The organism is Glutamicibacter sp. NPDC087344 (assembly GCF_044744225.1).
GTDB lineage: Bacteria > Actinomycetota > Actinomycetes > Actinomycetales > Micrococcaceae > Glutamicibacter.
In genome coordinates, this window is record NZ_JBIUXY010000005.1 from 377,276 (window position 1) to 397,957 (window position 20,682).

The window sequence follows — 20,682 nt, forward strand, 5'->3', positions numbered from 1 at the left end:
CCCTTAAACCAGAAGGAAGAGCATATGTCTGAAACGACAGCAGGTCAGTGCCCGGTAGTTGGAGCGGGCCGTGTGCACCCGACCCAGGGCAACGCCAACACCGAGTGGTGGCCAAACAAGCTGAATCTGAAGATTCTGGCAAAAAACCAGCAGGTCTCGAACCCGTTGGATGAAGACTTCAACTACACCGAAGCATTCAGCGCCCTTGATCTCTCTGCCGTCAAAGCCGACCTGGTCGAGATCATGACCCAGTCGCACGACTGGTGGCCAGCAGACTTCGGTCACTACGGACCGTTTTTCATCCGTATGGCCTGGCACTCCGCCGGCACCTACCGTTCCCACGACGGCCGCGGCGGTGGCGGCGCTGGCCAGCAGCGTTTCGCTCCACTGAACTCGTGGCCAGATAACGTTTCGCTGGACAAGGCTCGTCGCCTGCTGTGGCCAGTGAAGAAGAAGTACGGCCAGTCGATCTCCTGGGCCGACCTGATTCTGCTTGCCGGCAACGTGGCTCTGGAAGACATGGGTTTTGAAACCTTCGGCTTCGGCGGCGGACGCAAGGACGTCTGGGAAGCCGACGACGACGTGTACTGGGGCCCGGAAAAGGTCTGGCTGGACAGCGAGCGTTACACCGGCAAGCGCGACCTGGAAGCCCCACTGGCTGCAGTGCAGATGGGTCTGATCTACGTTAACCCTGAGGGCCCGGACGGCAACCCGGATCCGCTGGCCTCGGCCATCGACATCCGCGAAACCTTCCGCCGCATGGGCATGAACGACGAAGAGACCGTGGCGCTGATTGCCGGCGGCCACACTTTCGGCAAGACCCACGGCGCGCACGCCGATGACAAGATCGGTCCGGATCCGGAAGCCGCTCCGTTGGAGATGCAGGGCCTGGGCTGGAAGAACGGCCACGGCACCGGCAAGGGCGCGGACACCGTGACCTCCGGCCTGGAGGTCACCTGGACCTACCACCCAACCCGTTGGGACAACGAGTTCTTCCACATCCTGTTCGCCTACGAGTGGGAACTGTTCGAATCCCCAGCAGGCGCGAAGCAGTGGCGCCCGGTCAACGGCGGCGGCGCCGGCCTGGTCCAGCCAGCATTCGACTCGCTGGATCACCGCGAACCGCGTATGCTCACCAGCGACCTGGCACTGCGTTTCGATCCGATCTACGGCCCGATCTCCAAGGATTTCAAGGCCAACCCGGACAAGTTCGCTGACGCCTTCGCTCGTGCCTGGTTCAAGCTGACCCACCGCGACATGGGCCCGAAGTCCCGCTACTTCGGTGCCGAGGTCCCGGCTGAAGAGCTGGTCTGGCAGGATCCATTGCCGGCAGCACCTGAGGTCACCCTGGGTGCAGCTCAGATTGCCGAGCTGAAGACCCTGATCAACGACTCCGACCTGTCGGTGCAGCAGCTGATCTCCACCGCATGGAAGGCCGCTTCGACCTTCCGTTCCTCGGACAAGCGCGGTGGCGTCAACGGCGGCCGTATCCGCCTGGAACCACAGGTTTCCTGGTCGGTGAACCAGCCGGAGCAGCTCAAGCCGGTCATCGCCAAGCTTGAAGAGATCGTTGACCAGTTCAACGCCACCTCTGAGATCAAGGCGTCCTTCGCCGACGTTGTGGTGCTTGCCGGTAACGTCGGTGTTGAGCAGGCGGCCCTGGCCGCCGGCCAGCAGGTTGAGGTTGCCTTCACCCCGGGTCGTGTCGACGCTACCCAGGCGCAGACCGATGTGGAGCAGTTCGCCTGGCTTGAGCCAGTTGCCGACGGTTTCCGCAACTACGATTCGGGCTTCCTGAACCTGCCAAGCGAGTACCTGCTGATCGACCGCGCGAACCTGCTGGGCCTGTCTGCTCCGGAGATGACCGTGTTGCTCGGTGGCCTGCGTGTGGTCGGCAACAACTGGGATGGCTCGAACCAGGGTGTCTTCACCGATACCCCGGGCGCGCTGACCAACGACTTCTTCGCGAATCTGCTGGAGCTGGGCCTGGAATGGACCCCATCGGCAGATGAGAGCAGCTACAGCACCACCGACGGCCGCTGGACCGGCAGCCGCGTGGACCTGGTCTTCGGCTCGAACTCCGAGCTGCGTGCGGTAGCCGAGGTTTACGCTTCGGATGACGCCAAGGAGAAGTTCGTCAAGGACTTCGCCGCCGCCTGGGCCAAGCTCATGGACGCAGACCGCTTCGAGTTGGCACGCTAGGAACTTCCTAGCCGTTAGCTTCTAGCCCACGGTAGTTGGCCCCCGATTCCTCAATGGAATCGGGGGCCAACTCTTTTATAGCCTGTTTGTGCAGTGGAACCGTTCGGCAAAACGGCACTGGCCGCAACTTCCCCAAGGAAGCTGCGGCCAGCGGTGTGATACTTGTGATTTACCCGGGTCAGCGGGCGGTGTTGTGCATGATGTGTTTGGTGCGCGAATAGTCATCCAGGGCGTAGGCCGACAGGTCGCGGCCGTAACCCGAACCCTTGAACCCGCCCCATGGCATTTCGGTGGCTAGCACCAGGTGCGCGTTGACCCAGACGGTGCCGGCATCCAGGCGGGCGGCAACGTAGTGGCTGCGCTGCGCGTCCTTGGTCCACACCGAGGCCGCCAAGCCGAAGGGAACCTCGTTGGCGCGGGAGATCGCTTCGGCTTCTTCGGCGAAGGTCTCCACCGAGATCACCGGGCCAAAAATCTCTTCCTGGGTGCACGAGGCGCCCTGCGCGGCCTTGATGACCGTTGGTTCCACAAAAAATCCGGTACCCGGCAGCGCATGCCCGCCGGTGACAAATTCATTGCCTTCTTCTTCGGCCTTGCGCAGGTGCTCAAGAACCCGGTCATAGTGCGCCTTTGAAATCATCGGGCCGATTTCAACGTCCTGACCCGCGCCGGGTTCACCCGGGACCAAGGAAGCAACAGACTCACCCAAGGCACGGGTGAATTCTTCGGCAATCGATTCGTGAACCAGCACTCGGCAGGCGGCCCCGCATTCCTGGCCTGAATTCCAGTACCCGGCGGTGCGCAGCCCGGCGACTACCGCCTCGATGTCCGCGTCCTCGAACACCACGACCGGGGCCTTGCCACCCAGTTCAAGGTGGACCCGCTTGACGGTCGGCGCGGCCGCGGCGGCCACCGACTGGCCGCTGCCCACCGAACCGGTCAGGGCGATCATCGCGATGTCTTCATGCGCCGAGAGCCGGTCGCCAATGACCGATCCCTGTCCGGTGACAATGTTGAATACGCCGGCCGGCAGCAGGTCTGCGGTCAGCTCGGCGAGCTTCAGGGTGGTCAGCGGGGTCGTCTCCGAGGGCTTGAGCACCAGGGTGTTCCCGGCGGCCAGGATCGGCGCAATCTTCCAGACACCCATCAGCAACGGGTAGTTCCACGGGGTCACCGCCCCGACAACACCCAACGGTTCGCGCAGGATCACCGAGGTGTGGTCCTTGGCGTATTCACCGGCCGCCAGCGTGGTCCCGGCACGCAGTGCGCCGGCCATGAAACGGAATGAATCAATCGCCGAATCGACATCGTCCTCGGCCACGGCGGCGGGTTTGCCGGTGTTCCACGACTCAAGATCGACCAAGACCTGGCGGTTGGCTTCCATCCGGTCCGCAATCTTCAGCAGCACCGCTGAGCGTTCGGCCGGTACGGTGCGTCCCCAGAGCGTGAATGCGTTTTTGGCGGCTTCCACGGCCCGGTCCACGTCGTTGACGCTTGCCCGCGGCACGGTGAGGATGTCCTGTTCGGTGCTGGGATCCACCACCGTAAATGAAGCGGTCCCGGTGCCTGCGGAGAATTCTCCGTCGACAAAGATCTTGCCCGGTGGCAGGATCTCCGGGTTGAAGGAGGTTCTCTGCGCGCTGCGGCGAATCTCAAAAGTATGTGCGGTCTGCATCTGGACTCCCAGGTTTCCTAGTTGCCTGCGGGCACGGTGGTGCTGGCCAGGTCGTCCAGCAGGCCCTTGATCCGCGCCGCGGTTTGCTCGCTGGCCGGGTGGATTGGCAGGCGTGGCTCGCCGTAGTTTTCGCCCTTCAGGCTCAGCGCGTACTTGATCGCTGGGATGAACGGTTCGGTCAGCAGACCGTCGATCACCGGGTAGACATGGTTCCATTCTTCGCGGGCGGTCTTCAAGTCCCCTGCCTTGACGGCCGCGTACACCGCTGCCAGCTCTTCTGGAACCACGTTGGCGGCGCCGGCGACGATTCCCGCCGCGCCTTCAACCAGGCCGGCCAGGGTCAGTGCGTCCCAGCCGATGAAGGTTTCAATTTTGTCCCCGTGGTGGTGGATCAGCTGCAATGCCTGTTCCATGTTTCCGCTGGAGTCCTTGATGTAGCGGACGTTGGGGATTTCGGTGGCCAACCGTGCAACCAGCTCCGGGTCCAGGTTCAGTCCGGTAGCTGGCGGGATGTTGTAAAGCATTACCGGTACCGACACCGAGGCGCTGACGGTCTTCAGGTAGTCAACCAGTTCTTCAACCGAAATTGGTTCGTAGTAAGGGGTCACCAGCATGACCACGTCCGCGCCAACCTGCTCGGCATGGCGGGTGAGCTCAATGGCTTCGCGGGCGGTGGTGGCACCGGTCTGGGCTACCACTGGCACCCGGCCGGCGGCGGCTTCGACAACGACCTCAACGATGCGCTTGCGCTCTTCGTGGGTCATGGCGCTGAATTCGCCGGTGGACCCACAGGTCACCAGGCCGTCGACACCGCCCTGGATGCTGCGCTCGACCAGTGCCTTCAGCGCTGGCTCATCAATGCTTCCGTCAGCGGCGAATGGGGCGATCAGTGCGGTGAGAATACCGTGGAGGTTTACAGACATCGTGGGGTCTCCTTCAACTTTTGGATAAGGATTGGCCGAGAATATGGCGTGGGGGAAAGCCGTAGAATGATCCGGCTTATCAGTTCTCTGCTACCTGTCGGGTTCTGCCGAGCCTGGCAGGTAGCCAATAGTGGGAGCACCACCGATGCGCTTAATGTAACGGCGGTCTCATTCAAGAGTAATATGTGATCACAAATCACACAAGAGGCTACGGAACTTCTCCGTAAAGAAAATTACCTACCCGCTCAAACCCTCAACTGCCAGCAACCCCGGAGGTTTAGGCCTCCGCGGCCGAAGGCAGCGCCTGCCGGATACGTTCCATCGCCGCAAGGATGGATTGATCAGTCAATTCAGCCATCCGCTGCACATCTCTGCCCTGAACAGCATCGAGCATTTTCGCCTGATACTCCCACAGCATTTGGGAGTTGCCTCCGGCAACAGCGCGGCGCGCGCCGATGAGTTTATAGGCACGGCATTGAATCCATAAGCGTTCGATGCTTTCAAACAACACCGGGTTCCCCGAGGCCAGGTAGATGGTGCTCAAGAATTTCTCGTCATAGGCAAGGCAGGCAGCCACGTCGCCCAGTTTCAGCGCGGCGGTCATGGACTCATAGTGATCACGCAGCACCGCAACGTCGGATTCGGTCAGGTTCACCACCCCGAGCTTCGCGGCTTCGATCTCCAGCAGGCGTCGGACCGCGTAGACGTTGAGCAGTTCACCGGCGGTGAAGGCGCGAACCACGGCGCCGCGGTACGGAACCGTTTCAACCAGGCCGCTTTCTTCCAGACGCCGAATCGCATCTCGGACGGGCATGACGCTGGTGCCCAGCTGGTCGGCAAGGTCTCGAATGCGCAGCCGTGCTCCGGCCACAAGATCACCGTTGATGATCCCCTGGTGAATTGCATCGAAGACCTGGTCCGCGACCAGGGCACCTGGCTCAAGTTTGTTCAACGTCATGATGTCATTCTATCGATCGGAATTGAGACAAAATTACCCCCGCAAGGTGCGGCCACAGGCTTAGCTGCCTAATGGTCGCACCTTGCGGGAGTATCCGTTTCATTGTTTAGGATTTGCTGACACGATCTTTCTCGCCAGATTCGACCCAGAAATCCGCACCGTCGATGCCCAGCTCCAGAGGGTTGAACGTGGGGTTCAATCCGAGCTTGCGCTGGCGTTCGTAGTCTGCATGGATCTTGCGCACCGTTGGGAAGAGGAAGACCAGGCAGATCAGGTTGACCCACGCGATCAGGCCCAGTCCGATATCACCGGCGGCCCAGATCAGCTTCGCGTTGGCGATGGAGCCGATGAAAACAATGGCCATTGTTCCCAGCTTCAGCGCGAGCTTCCAGCCGTGTCCATTGCGACCATTCAAGAGGTACAGCAGGTTCGAATTTGCCACGTAGAAGTAGGCAAGCAGGCAGGCGAAACCGAACAGGAGAACCGCAACGGCGATAAATCCTGCACCCCATCCGGGAATCACGGTGTCAATGGCTTCCTGAACCCAGTTCGCTCCGGCATCCACCCCCGGGACATTGTTGATGAAGAATCCTCCGGAGCCGTCCGACACGTTGAACTTGCCGGAGACCACCATCATCAGGCCCGTTGCCATGCAGATCAGCAGAACATCGATGTAGATGCTGAAGGTCTGCACCAGTCCCTGCTTGGCGGGGTGGGAGGTGCGGGCAGCGGCGGCGGCGAAGGTCGCTTCACCCAAGCCGTTGGAGGAAGCGAATACCGCGCGGCGCACTCCCCAGGCCACGGCCGCGCCGGCGATGCCGCCGAGCATTGGATGGATTCCCAGTGCCGACTGCACGATCAGCGCGAAGGCTTGGGGAACTTGCTGGATGTTCAGCGCAATCACCGTCAGGGCCAGCAGCAGGTAGCCAATGGCGAGCACCGGCACCAAGAACTGGGTAACCTTCACCAGGCGGGTGGTGCCGCCGAAAATGACGGCGGCGATCAACGCGGTGACCAAGGTTGCTGGAACCCAGGTCGGTACGTCAAAGGCGAGTTTGGCACTCGCGGCAATGGTATTGACCTGGAACCCCGGGAAAACAACACCGTAGCCAATCACACCCAGCACCGCGACCAAGGCACCGATCTTGGGAAGCTTGAGCCCGTACTTGATGTAGTACGGCATACCACCGATATCCTCGTTGGCCTTGCGCCGATCCTCGTCCAGGACCTGGCGTTTGAAGGCCTGGGACAAGGTCGCCTCCGCGTAGCCAACCGTACAGCCGACCAGGCCGGTGACCGCCATCCACAGCAGCGCGCCCGGGCCGCCGGCGCCAATCGCGGTGGCCACGCCGGCAATGCTGCCCACACCGACACGTGAGGCGAGCGCCAGGACCAGCGCTTGGAACGAGGACAGGCCTCCCTGGCTGCCGTCGTTTTCACGAAGCTGCCGGAGCATGTCTGGAATCCGGGTGAATTGCACGCCCTTGGTGGCGACCGAGTACGCCACGCCGAGGCCTAGAACAACATAGGCCATCGGACCCCAAATGGCATCGGAGACCTGGGACAGGAGTTCTGCGAAGTCAAAGCTTCCCATCGTAACCCCTCCTTATTTTTCTCTTCAAAGATGGTGAGTACAGAAAATATGGAACTACCTACATGAAAATTGCATGGTCGTGCTCAAGCACAAGTCCCCGCGTGCAAACGCCGGATTCTTCTGCGGACTTTCTCTGGCTAGGCCACCTCGCGGATGGTGCGCTCCGGGCTCTGGCGGTGGGTGGCCAGCACGCTGGCGGCGTCCTGAGCGGCAGAGAATCCTGAGGTAATGGAGCTTTCGGTGTACAGCGTTCCCATGAAGTCGCCGGCCAAAAAGACCCGATCCGAACCGCGCATCAAGGTGGACTGCAGCTTGGCGCGTCCCGGGAAGGAATACGGCGAAGCGTTCTTCCAGCGTTCGGTTTTCGCTTCGATCACCGAGTCGGCGAACTTGCCGCCGAGGACCTCGTCAAGATCCTTCAGGTGGGTTTGGATGACCTCTTCTTCACTCTTTTCAAGCAGTGCCCGGCCCAGGCTTGCCGGGGAGAACGTCATCATGCTGCCACCGGGCTGACGCTCGGTCTCGGATCCGCGCACAATGCTCGCCTGGTTCAGTGCAATGGCAAAGGAGCGTTTTGGAGCGGCGATTGCATAGATGTCATCCCATGGCCGCGCCGAGGTTTCGTTGGTCAAAAACGCGGTGCTCACGTGCGGTCCGTATTTGATTTGGCTCAGCGCATCACGAAGGTTTTCCGGCAGGTCCACACCGACCCGGTGCGATACATCTGCGGTGGTCGCCAGGATGACGGTGCGGGCTTCGACCTCGTGTGTCTGCCCGTTTTGCTGGTACCGAACGACCACTGAGTTCTTTTTGTGGACAACTTCCTGGACAACGGCTCCGCGCTGAATCCGGTTATCCAGGGCCGCGGCGATGCTCTCGGTCAGCGTCGAGGGGCCGCCGACAATACCCTTGCTCAGGCCCTGCCCGAATCCAAGCACCAGGCTGAAGTAGCCGATGCCGGCGCCGGCGGAAATTTGGTCCATGTCACCGGCCGAGCGGGTCACGGTGGTCTTGAACAGGGATGCCGCGTCTTCGGGCAGGTCGCCAATGAAGTCCTGGAAGCTGCGCTTGTTTTCAAAGTCGTAGATTCGCTGCTGGCGGGTGGCGCCGGATTCGCCGGCGCGTTTGCGCACCACCGAGGTGTACTTGGCAACCCCGGAAACGACCTTGAGCCCGGCTTTGAAGGTAGCAATCCGGTCACCCAAGCTCATTGGCAGGCGCAGCGGGTAGGTTGCGATGTGCCCGCTCTTGAGGAACTTTCCGTTCATCGACATTCCCTGAAGCGAACCCGGGATGTTTACCGCGGTAACGCCTACCTCGTTGAGCAGCGACTCGGTTGATGAGCCCTCGCCTGCAAAGACGTGCCCACCCCAGTTCAGCCAGTAGGCCCCCCGACGTGCGGACTTGATTCGACCGCCAACGCGCTCGTCTGCTTCGAGCAGCAAGGTGTCCCAATGACGCAACCGCCATCCAGCGGATAGTCCTGCCAGTCCGGCACCGACGATAATTACGTCCTTCATCAGTTTTCTGCTCCTTGGTTTCAGGGATGACAAAGTACACGCCATGACGGCGCGGAGTTTGGAGGTAAGCGGCAACGCTGAAAGTGCATTGCTACAGCAGCGCGGAATCTGCACCGAGGTGCGGTCCGTGTGCCAACGAGACAACGGTGCGTCATTCACGGCGGTCCCTGGAAAACCTACTGTAACGGCGCTCACATCAACTGTAATTTGTGATCACATATCACGCAAGGGGTTTTTGAATTCTTTTTTGAGTCTCGGTGGTGCATCACTATTCGGGCGCCGGGCCACGGCAAAAACCGCAGCACCTCAAACTGGGCGCGTGACAGAGTGGCAACAACCAAGTGCAAACGAATAACCACCAGTCACAGTGTGAATCTGGTGGTTATAAGATAAATTGAATATTGGATTTCCAGACCGTCTCCACGGCAGTAAAGGCGGCCTTCATGGCCGGTTTTTGTCTGTCAGAAGAGTGTTGCTCCCGTACCCAGGTAGTCCGGATTCTCTAGATGCAACAACCGAGATTTCACGTCGAGCCCACCGAGGTAGCCTCCCAACGAACCGTCGGATCGCAGGACCCGATGGCACGGAAGCACAATGGGCAGCGGATTTGTCGCGCAGGCAGTTCCCACCGCCCGCACTGCCTTGGGTTTACCAACCTGCTGCGCCATCTGGGCATAACTCAGTGTCTGCCCATAGGCGATGTTTCCGAGCTCAACCTGGACCTGTCGCCGGAATTCTGTCGAAAGCCGCAGATCCAGAGAAAGGCTGAAGTTCCTTAACGAGCCGTCAAAATACTGGTCAAGCTGCCGCGCAACATCATCCAACGCTCCGCGATCCTTTAAAATCCGTGGCCCGATCTTTTGCGCCAGCGTATCCAAGATCGATTCATGGCCTTCAGTCTCAAACGCGACACGGACCAGCCCGGCTTCGGTGGTAGCAATCAATAATCGACCAATAGGGCTCTCAACAATGCGATAAGAGATCTCGACCAAACCTTGGTCATGAGCATCCTGAACAAATTTTTTGTTCAATTCTTGAAGCACAGACCCCTCATCTTGCGTCGCCAGGGTGGCGGCATTTTTTTCGCTCATGACATCTCCTCCAACAGCTGTGCGTGTTTCCATGTTGAACGCAGATTCTTGATTCCGTCACTACCTGCCCGACGGGCCGCGGCTTCGGTCCCGGACAGAATCTCAGCAATTTGCGCATAGCTCAGACCTCCGAGGTAGCGGTAGGCGATCACAAACCTCTGCTTGTTCGGCAGGACCTTAACCGCTTGCCACAGTTCACCGTTCACGATGCGAGTCTCCGGCAAGGGCTCCGAACTAGGTTCGTTCTCAAGAAGCGCGTCAGCGACAACCTCATGTTGATGTTTGCGCAGTTCGTCAATGGCCTTGCGATGAGCAATTCTCACCAGCCACGCTTGGACATTTGCACCGTCCGGGAGCTCTGCATAGGACTTCAGAGCCGATAAAAAGGTTTCAGACCACGCATCTTGCGCACGATGCTCATCAAGCAGCGCGCGGCAAACTCGCAACACAGTTAATCCATGTTGCTGAACGATCCGCTCGAACGGTATCTGCATGATGCTCCTGAAGGTTCTAGGACTGATGCGCTCCCACAAGGTAAACGTACCGCAGGCCCACTTTGTGAGGTCGAGTTCAAAGTTTTTTGCATTTCAAACACCCCTGGACTGGTCCACACGCAATGCGGGGTCGGATATTTTCCATTGCACCCCATCTCAATCCAAAGTTTTGATACCCCTGATGCTCGCTAGCGAGACGAAAACAGATCAGTCAAAACCTCTCGTGCCTCCACCCAGCACCGAGCGCCCACCCTGTGCGCCAAACAAACGCAGAGATTCTGCAAAATTTTTTCGAACCAACGGTATCGATTCACGGATTCGAGAACAACTACCTAAGCCCAATGAGCAAGCGCAGATTTAATCTAGGGTCTTCAAAAAATCGCCAATGCGCGAATCATCAGAGGTTCGCGATACCGAAATTTCTGCAACAGCTGATGCAAAACTAGATTTTTGCATCTACTATTGCATTTTGAGAGATTCGATATGCCCCAGATCACAACCGGGCGACCGTGGAAGGTAGACATATGAGCACCGAACCAGAGCTGATGCAGGGAACACCCTGGCACGGTGAACTCTTCAGCAACGTCAGGCTCACCAAGTCCCAGCAACGAGTGGTCGACAGCCTGAGTCTGAACCCTAAATTTGCAGCCTACGCGGAACTTGCTGAAGTTGCGGAACGCTCTGCAGTCAATAGTTCAACGGTGGTAAGAACCGCTCAAACATTGGGCTACTCCGGTTGGCCCGATCTGCAGCGCGAGTTGCGTGCACAATTCTTGGTTTATATCTCCCGCGAGGCCGATTTCGGCCAACAAGTGGTCGTGGAGTCGCCGGTCCATGATTCATTGGCCCATGACGCAAAAAATTTGGAGCTCACACGAAACCTTATCGACGCTGAACGAGTCGCCGAGTGCATCGAGGTTCTCTGCAACGCAAAACGTATCATTTGCCTCGGCCAGGGCTCCCACGCAGCACCTTCAATGGTTTTTGCCCATTTGGCTTCGGTCATGGGTTATCCAGCGAGTTTCGAGCAACGTACCGGGGTCCACCTGGCGGCCATCCTGAATACATTATCCGAAGGCGACGTCCTGCTGATCTCTCACCTCTGGCGTCCGCTCAAGGAGTACACAATCGCCGCACGCATCGCGGCGACCTCGAAAGCCAAAATCATCACCATCACCGACCTCACGACCAGCACCCTGGCCAAGTACAGCGATCATGTCCTGCCAGTGCCCAGCGAAGGGGTTTTCACCTTCCAATCGGCCACAGCGGCGGTCTCGGTAGCCTACGGCCTGCTCGCCGGGATGGAAAACCACGAATCTCGGGCCATCCGACCACGCTTGATCAATGTCCACGAACTGTGGAACGAACTAGAACTCTACGAATCCTAAAGGGGTATTTCCTTGTCACAACTGATCACCGGCAACATTGAGCTCTCTGAAGCGCTCTCGGCAAACTGGGAGTCCAAGCGCGAGCTCATTGAAGAACTTGCCAAGGACATTCATGCGCATCCGGAGTTGTCTTTCCAGGAACACCGAGCCGCCGCCAACCTCACCGCCATGTTTGCCCAACAGGGTTTCGTGGTCACCGAGGGCATCTGCGATCTACCCACCGCTTTTGAGGCAAGCGTCGGCACCGGAAATCTGGTGGTCGGCATCTGCATTGAGTACGATTCCCTCCCTCAGGTCGGACACGCCTGCGGTCACAATCTGATCGCAGGCGCATCGATTGGTGCCGCACTGTCGCTTGCACCGCTGGTTGATGAGCTAGGTATTACCCTCAAAGCAATCGGCACTCCGGCCGAGGAGCACGGCGGGGGCAAGGTACTGATGCTTGAGCGCGGCGCTTTTGACGGCGTAGGGCTTTCTTTGATGGCCCATCCGATGCATGAGGGGCGTACCAGCAATCCATTGGGAACCAGCACCCAGGCAGTGGGCCGCTTCAAAGCGATGTTCACCGGCCAGGCAGCTCATGCGGCAGCAATGCCGCACCGTGGAGTCAACGCTGCCGACGCGGCAACGCTTTCACAGGTAGCCATCGGACTTTTACGCCAGCAGCTGCCCGACACCCACCGCGTCGCTTCCTTCATCGAGGAAGCTGGGCACGTCACCAACATCATTCCCGACTTCTCGGTAGTTCACTTTGAGGTTCGTGCATTCGAACTCGAAGAGTACAAGCAGTCGCTGGAAAAGGTGCGCCGCTGCTTTGAAGGTGCGGCCTTGGCTACTGGCACGACACTCGAATTCGAGGCGACCGAACCACTGTATGAGCCGGTTGTCCAAGATGAGCTGCTTGCCTCGTTCTGGAACGACGCTATGGCCGCCCGCGGCAATGACGTCAGCCCCGTAGATCCTCGCGATAGCTCCGGAGGATCGACCGACATGGGAAACATTTCACAGGTCATCCCCTCCATCCACCCAATGTTCGCCGTACCGGGCGCTACCGCGCCGGTGCATTCGGCAGGGTTCACTGCTTCAGCGAATACCGAAGCCGCCTACAAGGTCATGACCGACGCAGGGTTGTCACTTGCTGCGACCGTCGGCGCTGCAGTGCTTGCTGACCGTGACCGCTTCATCTTCGCAGCCTACTCACGCGGATAGCACCCCTCCCTTTGCAACAGGACACCACATGAAAACTTTGTCACCCACCGCCAAGATCGGCGCGAAGCACGCGCTGCCAATTTCTGCCTTGGCGCTGCTGGTTACCGTCATAGCCGAAATCATCGGCAAAAAGACCTTTGATATTGGGATTGGCACCCTGCTGATATTCCCCATGGTTTGGGGCCTCATCATCGGCGCGGTGCTGACGCTTCAGAAGGTCAAACCAGTATCAATTAATTCCCAGAAGATTGCTGCCGGGTTTTCGGCCATTGCGGTGCTCTTGCTGGTGGTTCGACTTGCCGCAGACATCGGCCCGCATATTCCTGAACTGATTTCCGCTGGGCCTGCACTGTTTTTGCAAGAAATCGGGCATATGCTCGGCACCATCGTGCTTGCCTTGCCATTGGCTGTCCTGCTGAAAATGGGACGTTCTACCGTGGGCGCCACCTTCTCCATTGACCGCGAATCGTCCTTCGCGATGGTTTCAGCCCGATTCGGGTCAAACTCGGACGAATACCGTGGTGTGCTGGCCATGTATGTTTTCGGAACCATTTTTGGTGCGATCTACATTTCGCTGGTCACCTCCGTGGTAGCCAGCTGGGGAATTTTTGATCCCTTGGCTATGGCGATGGGCGCAGGTGTCGGTTCAGGTTCCATGATGGCCGCATCCGCCGCGAGCATCTCGGCGGTCTACCCTGATGCCGAGCAGGCAATTCTTTCCATGGCAGCCGTCTCCAACCTCATCACCACCATTATGGGAACTTATGTGGGGATGTTTGTAGCACTGCCGCTGGCTAACAAGGTGTACAACGTCCTCACGGGCGCCAAACGCAAGGCAGCGGCGGCAACGGTAGCGCAGCAAGAAGGCACCTTGCCAGATCAAGATCGCGCCCTGACTCAACTTGAAGAAGACAACGCTCAGTTCGCGCAGGACGCCTCAGAGGTTGGCGCGGTGGAGAATGTGCCGCTCTGGGTTTCCTTGCCGGTGCTTTCGATCATGGGAATAGCCACTGCGAGCATCTCCGAAGGCTTCAGTTTCCAATTGGTTTTCTCTTACGTGGTGATCTGTGCACTGATCGTCGTCGGCGCCTACCTAGCCAAGTTGACCAAAAACAAGATTCCATCTTTGATTTGGCTGACAACTATAGTTGCGCTCCTGTGCAGCCCCATCTCACCGGTGGCCGACTTTTTTGTTCAGACCCTCAGCGCAGTGCCATTCCTGTCCATCACTACCGTGGTACTGACCTGCGCGGGCCTCTCCCTGGGCAAGGATATCGGGCTGCTTAAGAAGATCGGCTGGAAGATTGTCCCGGTCGGTTTGGTCGCGATTACTGCATCATTCATCCTCGCCACGATCATTGCCGAATTCGCGTTGGGTTTCTGGAACTAATTCCACTGCAATCACCCAAAAGGGCGGGCTTCCCGAAGGAAGCCCGCCCTTCGGCGTTTCACCGCTTGCGACCCGTCAGACCCCACTGGCCGCAAGCGGGATAGCCAAAAACTGGTGGATACTTAGCGCGATACTTCCGCCGTCTCTTGGGCGCCCTGGCGTTGCTGGTGCAACTGGTGCAGACGCTGAAGATCAATGGAAATGATTTCGCCGTTTTCCACCGACTGATCAATCCGTTGCCCTGCCAAGGCATCGCGAACGGTACGCATGGTCGCTCCGTGGCTGACAACCAGGGTTCGTTGCCCCGGATAACGCTGTGCAAGGTCAACCAGCGCCGGCAGCGCGCGGTCCAAGATGGCGGCGTGGGTCTCCAGTTCGTGATTCACCAGGGCGGCTTCTTCGTCACTGACCCCACCCATGATCCGGCCCTCCAGCGGCCCGAAACTTCGTTCAATCAGTTCGGGCACGGCAACACCGGTCTGGGCACCGGTCTGCTCCGCGATCAACGCCGCGGTTTCCTGGGCACGCCCCAATGGGGAGGCCAGAACCAGATCCCAATTCTTGTTGCGCAGGTAACGCCCAAGCCGGCGGGCCTGATCCCGTCCGGTTTCATTAAGTTCAATGTCCGTTCGGCCCTGCAGGCGCCCAGCAACATTCCAGTCGGTTTGCCCATGTCGTACCAGTGCCAGTGCGGTTTCCATGCCTCGAGCATAGGCGCAGCCGAACACTATCGAATAATCTCCGGTGAAAAAAGAAATACGCAACGTTACGACTCATAGTTGGGTCATTTTCGGTCATGTTGCGAAGATTGTTACAACCATCCCGAGCGGCCGAGAGATCTGGTTCGATGACGCCGCAGCAACCTGCCACAGCCGGTGGATACGGTGCTACCGCCAGAAACGATGGAGCTGCTTTTCGCCAAGCTTGGCGTTGAAGCGACATTGAAACCGGGATTCCTGCCTCGATGGCATCCGTGCCCCGCACGGAAGCCAAGGACGTATCGACAAGGAGTCAAAAGCCACCATGGCAGACCACAAGTTTGGATTCCGCACCCGCGCACTACACGCCGGCGGCACCCCTGATGCCGAACATGGCGCCCGCGCGGTGCCGATCTATCAGAGCACCTCATTCGTTTTCAAGGACGCCGACGACGCGGCGAACCTCTTTGCCCTGCAGAAGTACGGCAATATCTATTCGCGTATCGGCAATCCCACCGTGGCGGCGTTCGAAGAACGTATGGCCTCGCTGGAAGGCGGCATCGGCGCGGTAGCCACCGGCTCCGGCATGGCCGCAGAATTTGTCACCTTTGCCGCCCTGGCCCAGGCCGGGGACCACATTGTGGCCTCCTCAAAGCTTTACGGCGGAACCATCACGCAGCTGGATGTCTCACTGCGCCGCTTCGGCATCAACACCACCTTTATTGATTCCAATGATCCAGCCGATTTCGAGGCTGCGATCCAGGAAAACACCAAGGCCGTCTACACCGAGGTGGTGGCCAACCCGTCGGGTGACATTGCAGACCTCGCCGGCCTGGCCGCGGTCGCTCACCGCCACGATATCCCGCTGGTGGTCGACTCGACCCTGACTCCTCCCTACATCCTGCGCCCCATCGAGCACGGTGCCGACATTGTGATTCACTCGGCCACCAAGTTCATTGGCGGGCACGGCACCACCCTTGGCGGTGTGGTCATCGAGTCCGGCACCTTCAACTGGGGCAACGGAAAGTTCCCCAGCATGACCGAGCCGGTGGCAAGCTACGGCAACGTGTCGTGGTGGGCCAACTTTGGTGAATACGGTTTCCTGACCAAGCTGCGCAGCGAACAGCTGCGCGACTTCGGACCGGCCCTGCCGGCCCAGTCCGCGTTCCAGTTGCTGCAGGGCCTGGAAACCCTGCCGCAGCGCATGGACAACCACCTGGCCAACGCCAAGCAGGTTGCCGCCTGGCTGGAAGCCGACGAACGTGTCACCTACGTGAACTACGCCGGCCTGGAATCCCACCCGCAGCACGAACACGCCGCAAAGCTGCTGCCAATGGGTGTCGGTTCGGTATTCAGCTTCGGTGTCAAGGGTGGGCGCGAAGCCGGGGCGAAATTCATCGATGCCCTGCAGCTGGCCAGCCACCTGGCGAACATCGGCGACGCCCGCACCCTGGTGTTGCACCCGGCCTCAACCACTCACCAGCAGCTCAGCGGTGAGCAGCTGATTGCCGCCGGTGTGCCCGAAGACCTGATCCGCTTGTCGGTTGGCCTTGAGGACGTTGAAGATATCCTGTGGGACCTGGACCAGGCGCTGGCCGCCTCGCAGGAAGGCGCACTGGACGCCGATTTTGCGGCACCCACCTATGACGGTGCTTCCTGCGCCGTTCCCGCCGCTTCGAAGGGAGCCAACTAATGAGCACCGCTGAACGCACCTGGCAGGGTCCGGGAGCCGCAGAGCGCCTGAACATCCTGCGCGAAACCAAAACCATCGCCATTGTCGGCGCCTCGAACAAACCTTCCCGGGCCAGCTACTTTGTGGCGACGTACCTGTTGTCTTCCTCCAAGTACAAGGTGTACTTCATCAACCCGGTGCTGGATGAGATTCTTGGCCAGCCGGTCTACAAGTCATTGGCAGACCTGCCGGAGACCCCGGACCTGGTTGAGGTATTCCGCAAGCACGACGACATTCCCGGTGTCTTGGATGAGACGCTGGCCGTCGGGGCCAAAACCCTGTGGTTGCAGCTGGGAACCTGGCATGAGGAAGTAGCCCTCCGTGCTGAAGCGGCGGGCCTGAACGTGGTCATGGATCGCTGCGTGAAGATCGAGCACGCACGTTTCCACGGAGGTTTGCGCCTGGCCGGTTTCAACACCGGTGTGATTTCGTCAAAGCGCCAGCTCTTGGCCTAATCAGCCCCTGGCCCAAAGAAGCGGTGCCGTCCTTCCATCTCGAAGGGCGGCACCGCTTTGCCATTTATGAATTGAGGCTACTTAACCAGGTAGCTGCGCAGATCGTCCAGGATCTGGTTGGCGCCGGTCGGGCCTAGACCCAAAAACCAGACGTCATCATTCACGCGGATGGCCTGTCCATCTTTAACCGCCTGCAGCTGACCCCACAGAGGCCCCTCAACGGCCGCCTTTTCCCCCGTAGCTTCCGGTGTTCCGTAAGAGGTGTAGAACAGCCAATCCGAGTCTCCCTCGGCGAGGTTCTCAGCGGAGATTTCCACGGCCAGGTCTTCGATGTCCTGGTTCTCCGGACGCGTGAACCCAGCGTCGTTGAGAATGACACCGATCAGCGATTTGTTCGCGTAGAGTCGGATCTTTTCAGGCATAAAACGCATCAAAGAGATCTTCGGGTCGCCCTGGACGTCTTCCTTCAGCGCCGTTGCCTTGGCCTGATAGTCATTCAATACCGAAACCGCGGCAGTTTCCTCTCCCAGTGCCTCACCGGCTAGCAAGAAGTTTTCCTTCCAAGGGAATCCTGGGCGGATCGAGAAGACTGTCGGCGCGATTTCGTTGAGCTGCCCATACAGCTTGTCTGCACGCAACTGCGAACCGATGATCAGGTCCGGGTTCAATGCGGCGATAGCCTCCAAGTTGAGTTCCTGGATGGTACCCACGGTCTTCGCATCTTTAACCTGGTCCGCCAGGTAGCTCGGAACAGAGTTCACGCCTTCAGTCGCCGGGATGCCGACCGGGGTGATCCCCAGAGACAACACGGCGTCCAGTTCGCCGGTATCCAGCACCACCACACGCTGCGGCTTGGCTTGGATTTCGGTGGTTCCGTTGGCATGGGTCACGGTGCGCGGGAACTGGCCGGCTTCGGCGTCCGAACCGAACTTGGCCGTTTCTTCATCTGCAGTCGTAAAACTCTGACCGCCGATAGCGACGTCCTTGTTGCCAGCGTTGGAATCAGTTGAGTTGGTGGCCGCGCCACAACCAGCGGTGACCGCCACAAGCACAGTGGCGGTGGCGCCGAGCAAGGCTCGACTCCATGCGGTACGAGTTTTTAATAAATTCACAACGCTAATATACCGTATTCGTTTCCGTGGCTTGGTTGCGCTACGTCGACTCCCAGAACAGTCGCGATAATATGGTTCGGTCACCATTCTCAGCGTGAAAGTGCGGCCCCTATCCCCGTGAAGACTTTAGCCTCGCCAGAGGATTTGCAGTCAAGCAAATCCCCGAGCAAACACCTAGCGGTTCTCGGGGTGCTAGCGGCGCTTCTGGTGGCCCTCGCCGCCTTCTCATTGACCGTAGGCTCGCGCTCATTGAGCCTCGAAACCATTTTTTCGGCCCTGGCCAACCCGCAAGAATCTGTTGAGCGCAGCCTCATCCTTTCCTCACGACTACCCCGCGCACTGCTGGCGATTTTCGCCGGTGCCGGCCTTGGAGTGGCCGGGCTGCTCGCCCAAGCATTAACACGCAATCCGCTGGCCGAACCTGGCATCCTTGGCGTTAATGCCGGCGCTTCATTAGCCATCGTGACGGCCGTCGGATTTTTGGGAGTTTCAGGCTTTGCCGGATACGTCTCGTTCGCGTTCCTCGGCGCCCTGCTCACGGCCGCATTGGTTTACCTGATTGGACGCCCCCGGGCAGGCTCTTCAGACCCGGTGCGCCTGGTCTTGTCCGGGGTGGCTATCGGGGCGATTTTCACGGGCCTCGGAACGGCCCTCTCATTGGTCCGGCCGCAGGCATTCGACCAGTTGCGCGCCTGGACGATCGGCTCCCTCCAAGGTCGAGACACCTCGGTCATTTTCCCCTTGGCACTACTGACGTTGCTCGGCATCCTGATTGCCGCGCTCTGCACGCGGTCCCTCGACGGGCTGGCACTGGGCGATGATGCGGCCACGGCCCTGGGCATCAACGTCCGCAACACCCACGTTCTGGTTTTGGTGGCGCTTACCGTGCTTGCCGCGTCCGCCACCGCCGCAGTGGGAGCCATCGGTTTCATCGGGCTCATGGCGCCTCACGCTGCACGTAGATTGGCGGGGTCCGGGACCGGCTGGGTCATGGCCTACACCTGTTTGCTGGCGCCCATGCTTCTGCTTATTGCCGATATGCTCGGTCGCATCATGCTTCCCGGCGAGTTGCAGGCCGGTGTGGTCTGCGCGTTCATCGGTGCTCCGCTGCTGATCATGCTGGCCCGCAGCCCCAAGGCGGTGGCCCTGTGAGCAGTGTTTCAGCGATTGGACACCGACGCCTCGTTCGCCACCCCCGTTCCCGTGCAGTCGGCCTAGCCCTGGCGCTTGCGGCCCTGCTGGCCACGGTGTTCGCAGTCTCCGGCGGGGAATACACCATTACCCCGTGGCGCGTGATTCAGATCCTCTTTGGCGGCGGCGAAGGACTTGAAACGACGGTGATCTGGCAATGGCGTATGCCCCGAGCCACCGCCGCACTGGTTTTTGGCGCCGGCCTTGCGGTATCCGGTGCGATATTCCAAACCCTGACACGCAACCCGCTGGGCTCCCCGGACATCATCGGGTTTTCCACTGGCGCCTATACCGGCGCACTGCTGGTGCTGACAATCCTCGGCGGCGGTTTTCTCGCCACCAGTTTGGGTGCCCTCACCGGGGGATTGCTGACAGCATTCGTGGTGTACCTCCTCGCTTGGCGCAACGGGACCCATGGATTCCGCCTCATACTGGTGGGAATCGGCATCTCAGCGGTGCTCGCTTCCTTCAACCACTACCTTGTGTTGCGCGCCGAACTCGATGTGGCGATGGCCGCGGCCGTGTGGGGCGCGGGAACCTTGAATGGTGTGACGTGGGCCGGGGTCATCCCGGTGAGCGTCGTTGTTTTGGGTTCGCTGGCCGCGGTGCTGATCGGGTCGAAGTCGTTGCAGATGCTTCAGATGGGTGACGATTTGGCCAGTGCCCTGGGCATGAAGGTCGAACGGACCAAACTGGTGCTGGTGACGTTGGCAGTTCTCCTGGTTTCCGCAGTGACAGCCTTGGCCGGTCCAATCGCTTTTGTTGCGCTTGTGGCCCCGCAGTTGGCCCGACGACTTGTCGGCGGGGGTTCGTTAAACCTGATCCCCACCGCACTGACCGGCGCGTTCCTGCTTGCCGTGGGCGACTTGCTGGCCCAGAGGCTTTTCGCCCCAATCCAGCTGCCGGTTGGAGTTGTGACCGTCTGCATCGGCGGAATCTATCTGGTGTACCTCCTTAATCGCGGCACGCAGCGCGTGCGCGGCTAGCAGCAATACGCCACGCTGAGACTTGAGGCACATTTTTCCGCGAGTTTCCGGTGTTTTTCGCGGG

At 59.6% G+C, this 20,682-nt stretch carries 17 protein-coding genes and 1 riboswitch; of the genes, 8 read left to right on the forward strand and 9 right to left on the reverse strand.

The genetic code is table 11. From position 1 onward, the window contains the following. Positions 1-24 precede the first annotated feature (24 nt). Positions 25-2,202, forward strand: coding sequence for a catalase/peroxidase HPI (katG, locus tag ACIOWL_RS11770; protein WP_400385026.1), 2,178 nt, complete (start codon positions 25-27; stop codon positions 2,200-2,202). A gap of 178 nt (positions 2,203-2,380) precedes the next feature. Here the strand turns inward: katG and ACIOWL_RS11775 are convergent, their stop codons facing one another. The 7 genes from ACIOWL_RS11775 to ACIOWL_RS11805 all read right to left on the reverse strand — a co-directional run bounded on the left by ACIOWL_RS11775 (position 2,381) and on the right by ACIOWL_RS11805 (position 10,457). Further along, positions 2,381-3,877, reverse strand: coding sequence for an aminobutyraldehyde dehydrogenase (locus tag ACIOWL_RS11775; RefSeq protein ID WP_400385028.1), 1,497 nt, complete (start codon positions 3,875-3,877; stop codon positions 2,381-2,383). A 17-nt stretch (positions 3,878-3,894) separates the two neighbouring features. Beyond that, positions 3,895-4,800: a 4-hydroxy-tetrahydrodipicolinate synthase gene (gene dapA, locus ACIOWL_RS11780; RefSeq protein WP_400385031.1), complete on the reverse strand. Its 906-nt coding sequence runs from the start codon at positions 4,798-4,800 to the stop codon at positions 3,895-3,897. A 277-nt stretch (positions 4,801-5,077) separates the two neighbouring features. Beyond that, positions 5,078-5,758: a GntR family transcriptional regulator gene (locus ACIOWL_RS11785; protein ID WP_400385034.1), complete on the reverse strand. Its 681-nt coding sequence runs from the start codon at positions 5,756-5,758 to the stop codon at positions 5,078-5,080. Between the two features lie 106 nt (positions 5,759-5,864). After that, entirely contained in the window at positions 5,865-7,352 is a 1,488-nt protein-coding gene (locus ACIOWL_RS11790; RefSeq protein ID WP_400385037.1) for an alanine/glycine:cation symporter family protein, read from the reverse strand. Positions 7,353-7,489: 137 nt separating this feature from the next. Continuing rightward, positions 7,490-8,872, reverse strand: a complete 1,383-nt coding sequence (locus ACIOWL_RS11795) for a flavin monoamine oxidase family protein (RefSeq protein WP_400385040.1) — start codon at positions 8,870-8,872, stop codon at positions 7,490-7,492. 461 nt (positions 8,873-9,333) lie between these two features. Then, entirely contained in the window at positions 9,334-9,963 is a 630-nt protein-coding gene (locus ACIOWL_RS11800) for a methylated-DNA--[protein]-cysteine S-methyltransferase (RefSeq protein ID WP_400385042.1), read from the reverse strand. Next, positions 9,960-10,457: an RNA polymerase sigma factor gene (locus ACIOWL_RS11805; protein WP_400385044.1), complete on the reverse strand. Its 498-nt coding sequence runs from the start codon at positions 10,455-10,457 to the stop codon at positions 9,960-9,962. The genes ACIOWL_RS11800 and ACIOWL_RS11805 overlap by 4 nt, the downstream gene beginning before the upstream one ends. 524 nt (positions 10,458-10,981) lie before the next feature. On the opposite strand from ACIOWL_RS11805, the gene ACIOWL_RS11810 reads away from it, so the two are divergent. From ACIOWL_RS11810 to ACIOWL_RS11820, 3 genes are read left to right on the forward strand one after another with little or no spacing between them, the layout of a single operon-like run. Next, positions 10,982-11,845 (forward strand): MurR/RpiR family transcriptional regulator, encoded by an 864-nt coding sequence (locus ACIOWL_RS11810; RefSeq protein ID WP_400385046.1) that lies wholly within the window; start codon positions 10,982-10,984, stop codon positions 11,843-11,845. A 12-nt stretch (positions 11,846-11,857) separates the two neighbouring features. After that, positions 11,858-13,054 (forward strand): M20 family metallopeptidase, encoded by a 1,197-nt coding sequence (locus tag ACIOWL_RS11815; RefSeq protein WP_400385048.1) that lies wholly within the window; start codon positions 11,858-11,860, stop codon positions 13,052-13,054. Positions 13,055-13,082: 28 nt separating this feature from the next. After that, a complete protein-coding gene (locus ACIOWL_RS11820; protein ID WP_400385050.1) occupies positions 13,083-14,444 on the forward strand; it encodes a DUF3100 domain-containing protein in 1,362 nt (453 codons plus the stop codon). 122 nt (positions 14,445-14,566) lie between these two features. On the opposite strand, the gene ACIOWL_RS11825 is transcribed toward ACIOWL_RS11820, so the two are convergent. Further along, a complete protein-coding gene (locus ACIOWL_RS11825; RefSeq protein WP_400385053.1) occupies positions 14,567-15,145 on the reverse strand; it encodes a histidine phosphatase family protein in 579 nt (192 codons plus the stop codon). A gap of 113 nt (positions 15,146-15,258) precedes the next feature. Then, a riboswitch (SAM riboswitch) is annotated at positions 15,259-15,353 on the forward strand. Between the two features lie 114 nt (positions 15,354-15,467). Here ACIOWL_RS11825 and ACIOWL_RS11830 point away from each other — a divergent pair. Beyond that, on the forward strand, positions 15,468-16,835 hold the full coding sequence (locus ACIOWL_RS11830) for an O-acetylhomoserine aminocarboxypropyltransferase/cysteine synthase family protein (protein WP_400385056.1): 1,368 nt from the start codon (positions 15,468-15,470) through the stop codon (positions 16,833-16,835). Further along, a complete protein-coding gene (locus tag ACIOWL_RS11835) occupies positions 16,835-17,329 on the forward strand; it encodes a CoA-binding protein (protein ID WP_400385059.1) in 495 nt (164 codons plus the stop codon). Before ACIOWL_RS11830 ends, ACIOWL_RS11835 begins: the two co-directional genes overlap by 1 nt. 77 nt (positions 17,330-17,406) lie before the next feature. On the opposite strand, the gene ACIOWL_RS11840 is transcribed toward ACIOWL_RS11835, so the two are convergent. After that, on the reverse strand, positions 17,407-18,441 hold the full coding sequence (locus ACIOWL_RS11840) for an ABC transporter substrate-binding protein (RefSeq protein ID WP_400385061.1): 1,035 nt from the start codon (positions 18,439-18,441) through the stop codon (positions 17,407-17,409). Between the two features lie 117 nt (positions 18,442-18,558). Between ACIOWL_RS11840 and ACIOWL_RS11845 the strand changes: the two genes are divergently transcribed. Both ACIOWL_RS11845 and ACIOWL_RS11850 read left to right on the forward strand, forming a co-directional pair. Beyond that, positions 18,559-19,593, forward strand: a complete 1,035-nt coding sequence (locus ACIOWL_RS11845; protein WP_400385064.1) for a FecCD family ABC transporter permease — start codon at positions 18,559-18,561, stop codon at positions 19,591-19,593. Beyond that, positions 19,590-20,618, forward strand: coding sequence for a FecCD family ABC transporter permease (locus ACIOWL_RS11850; RefSeq protein WP_400385067.1), 1,029 nt, complete (start codon positions 19,590-19,592; stop codon positions 20,616-20,618). Before ACIOWL_RS11845 ends, ACIOWL_RS11850 begins: the two co-directional genes overlap by 4 nt. Positions 20,619-20,682 lie beyond the last annotated feature (64 nt).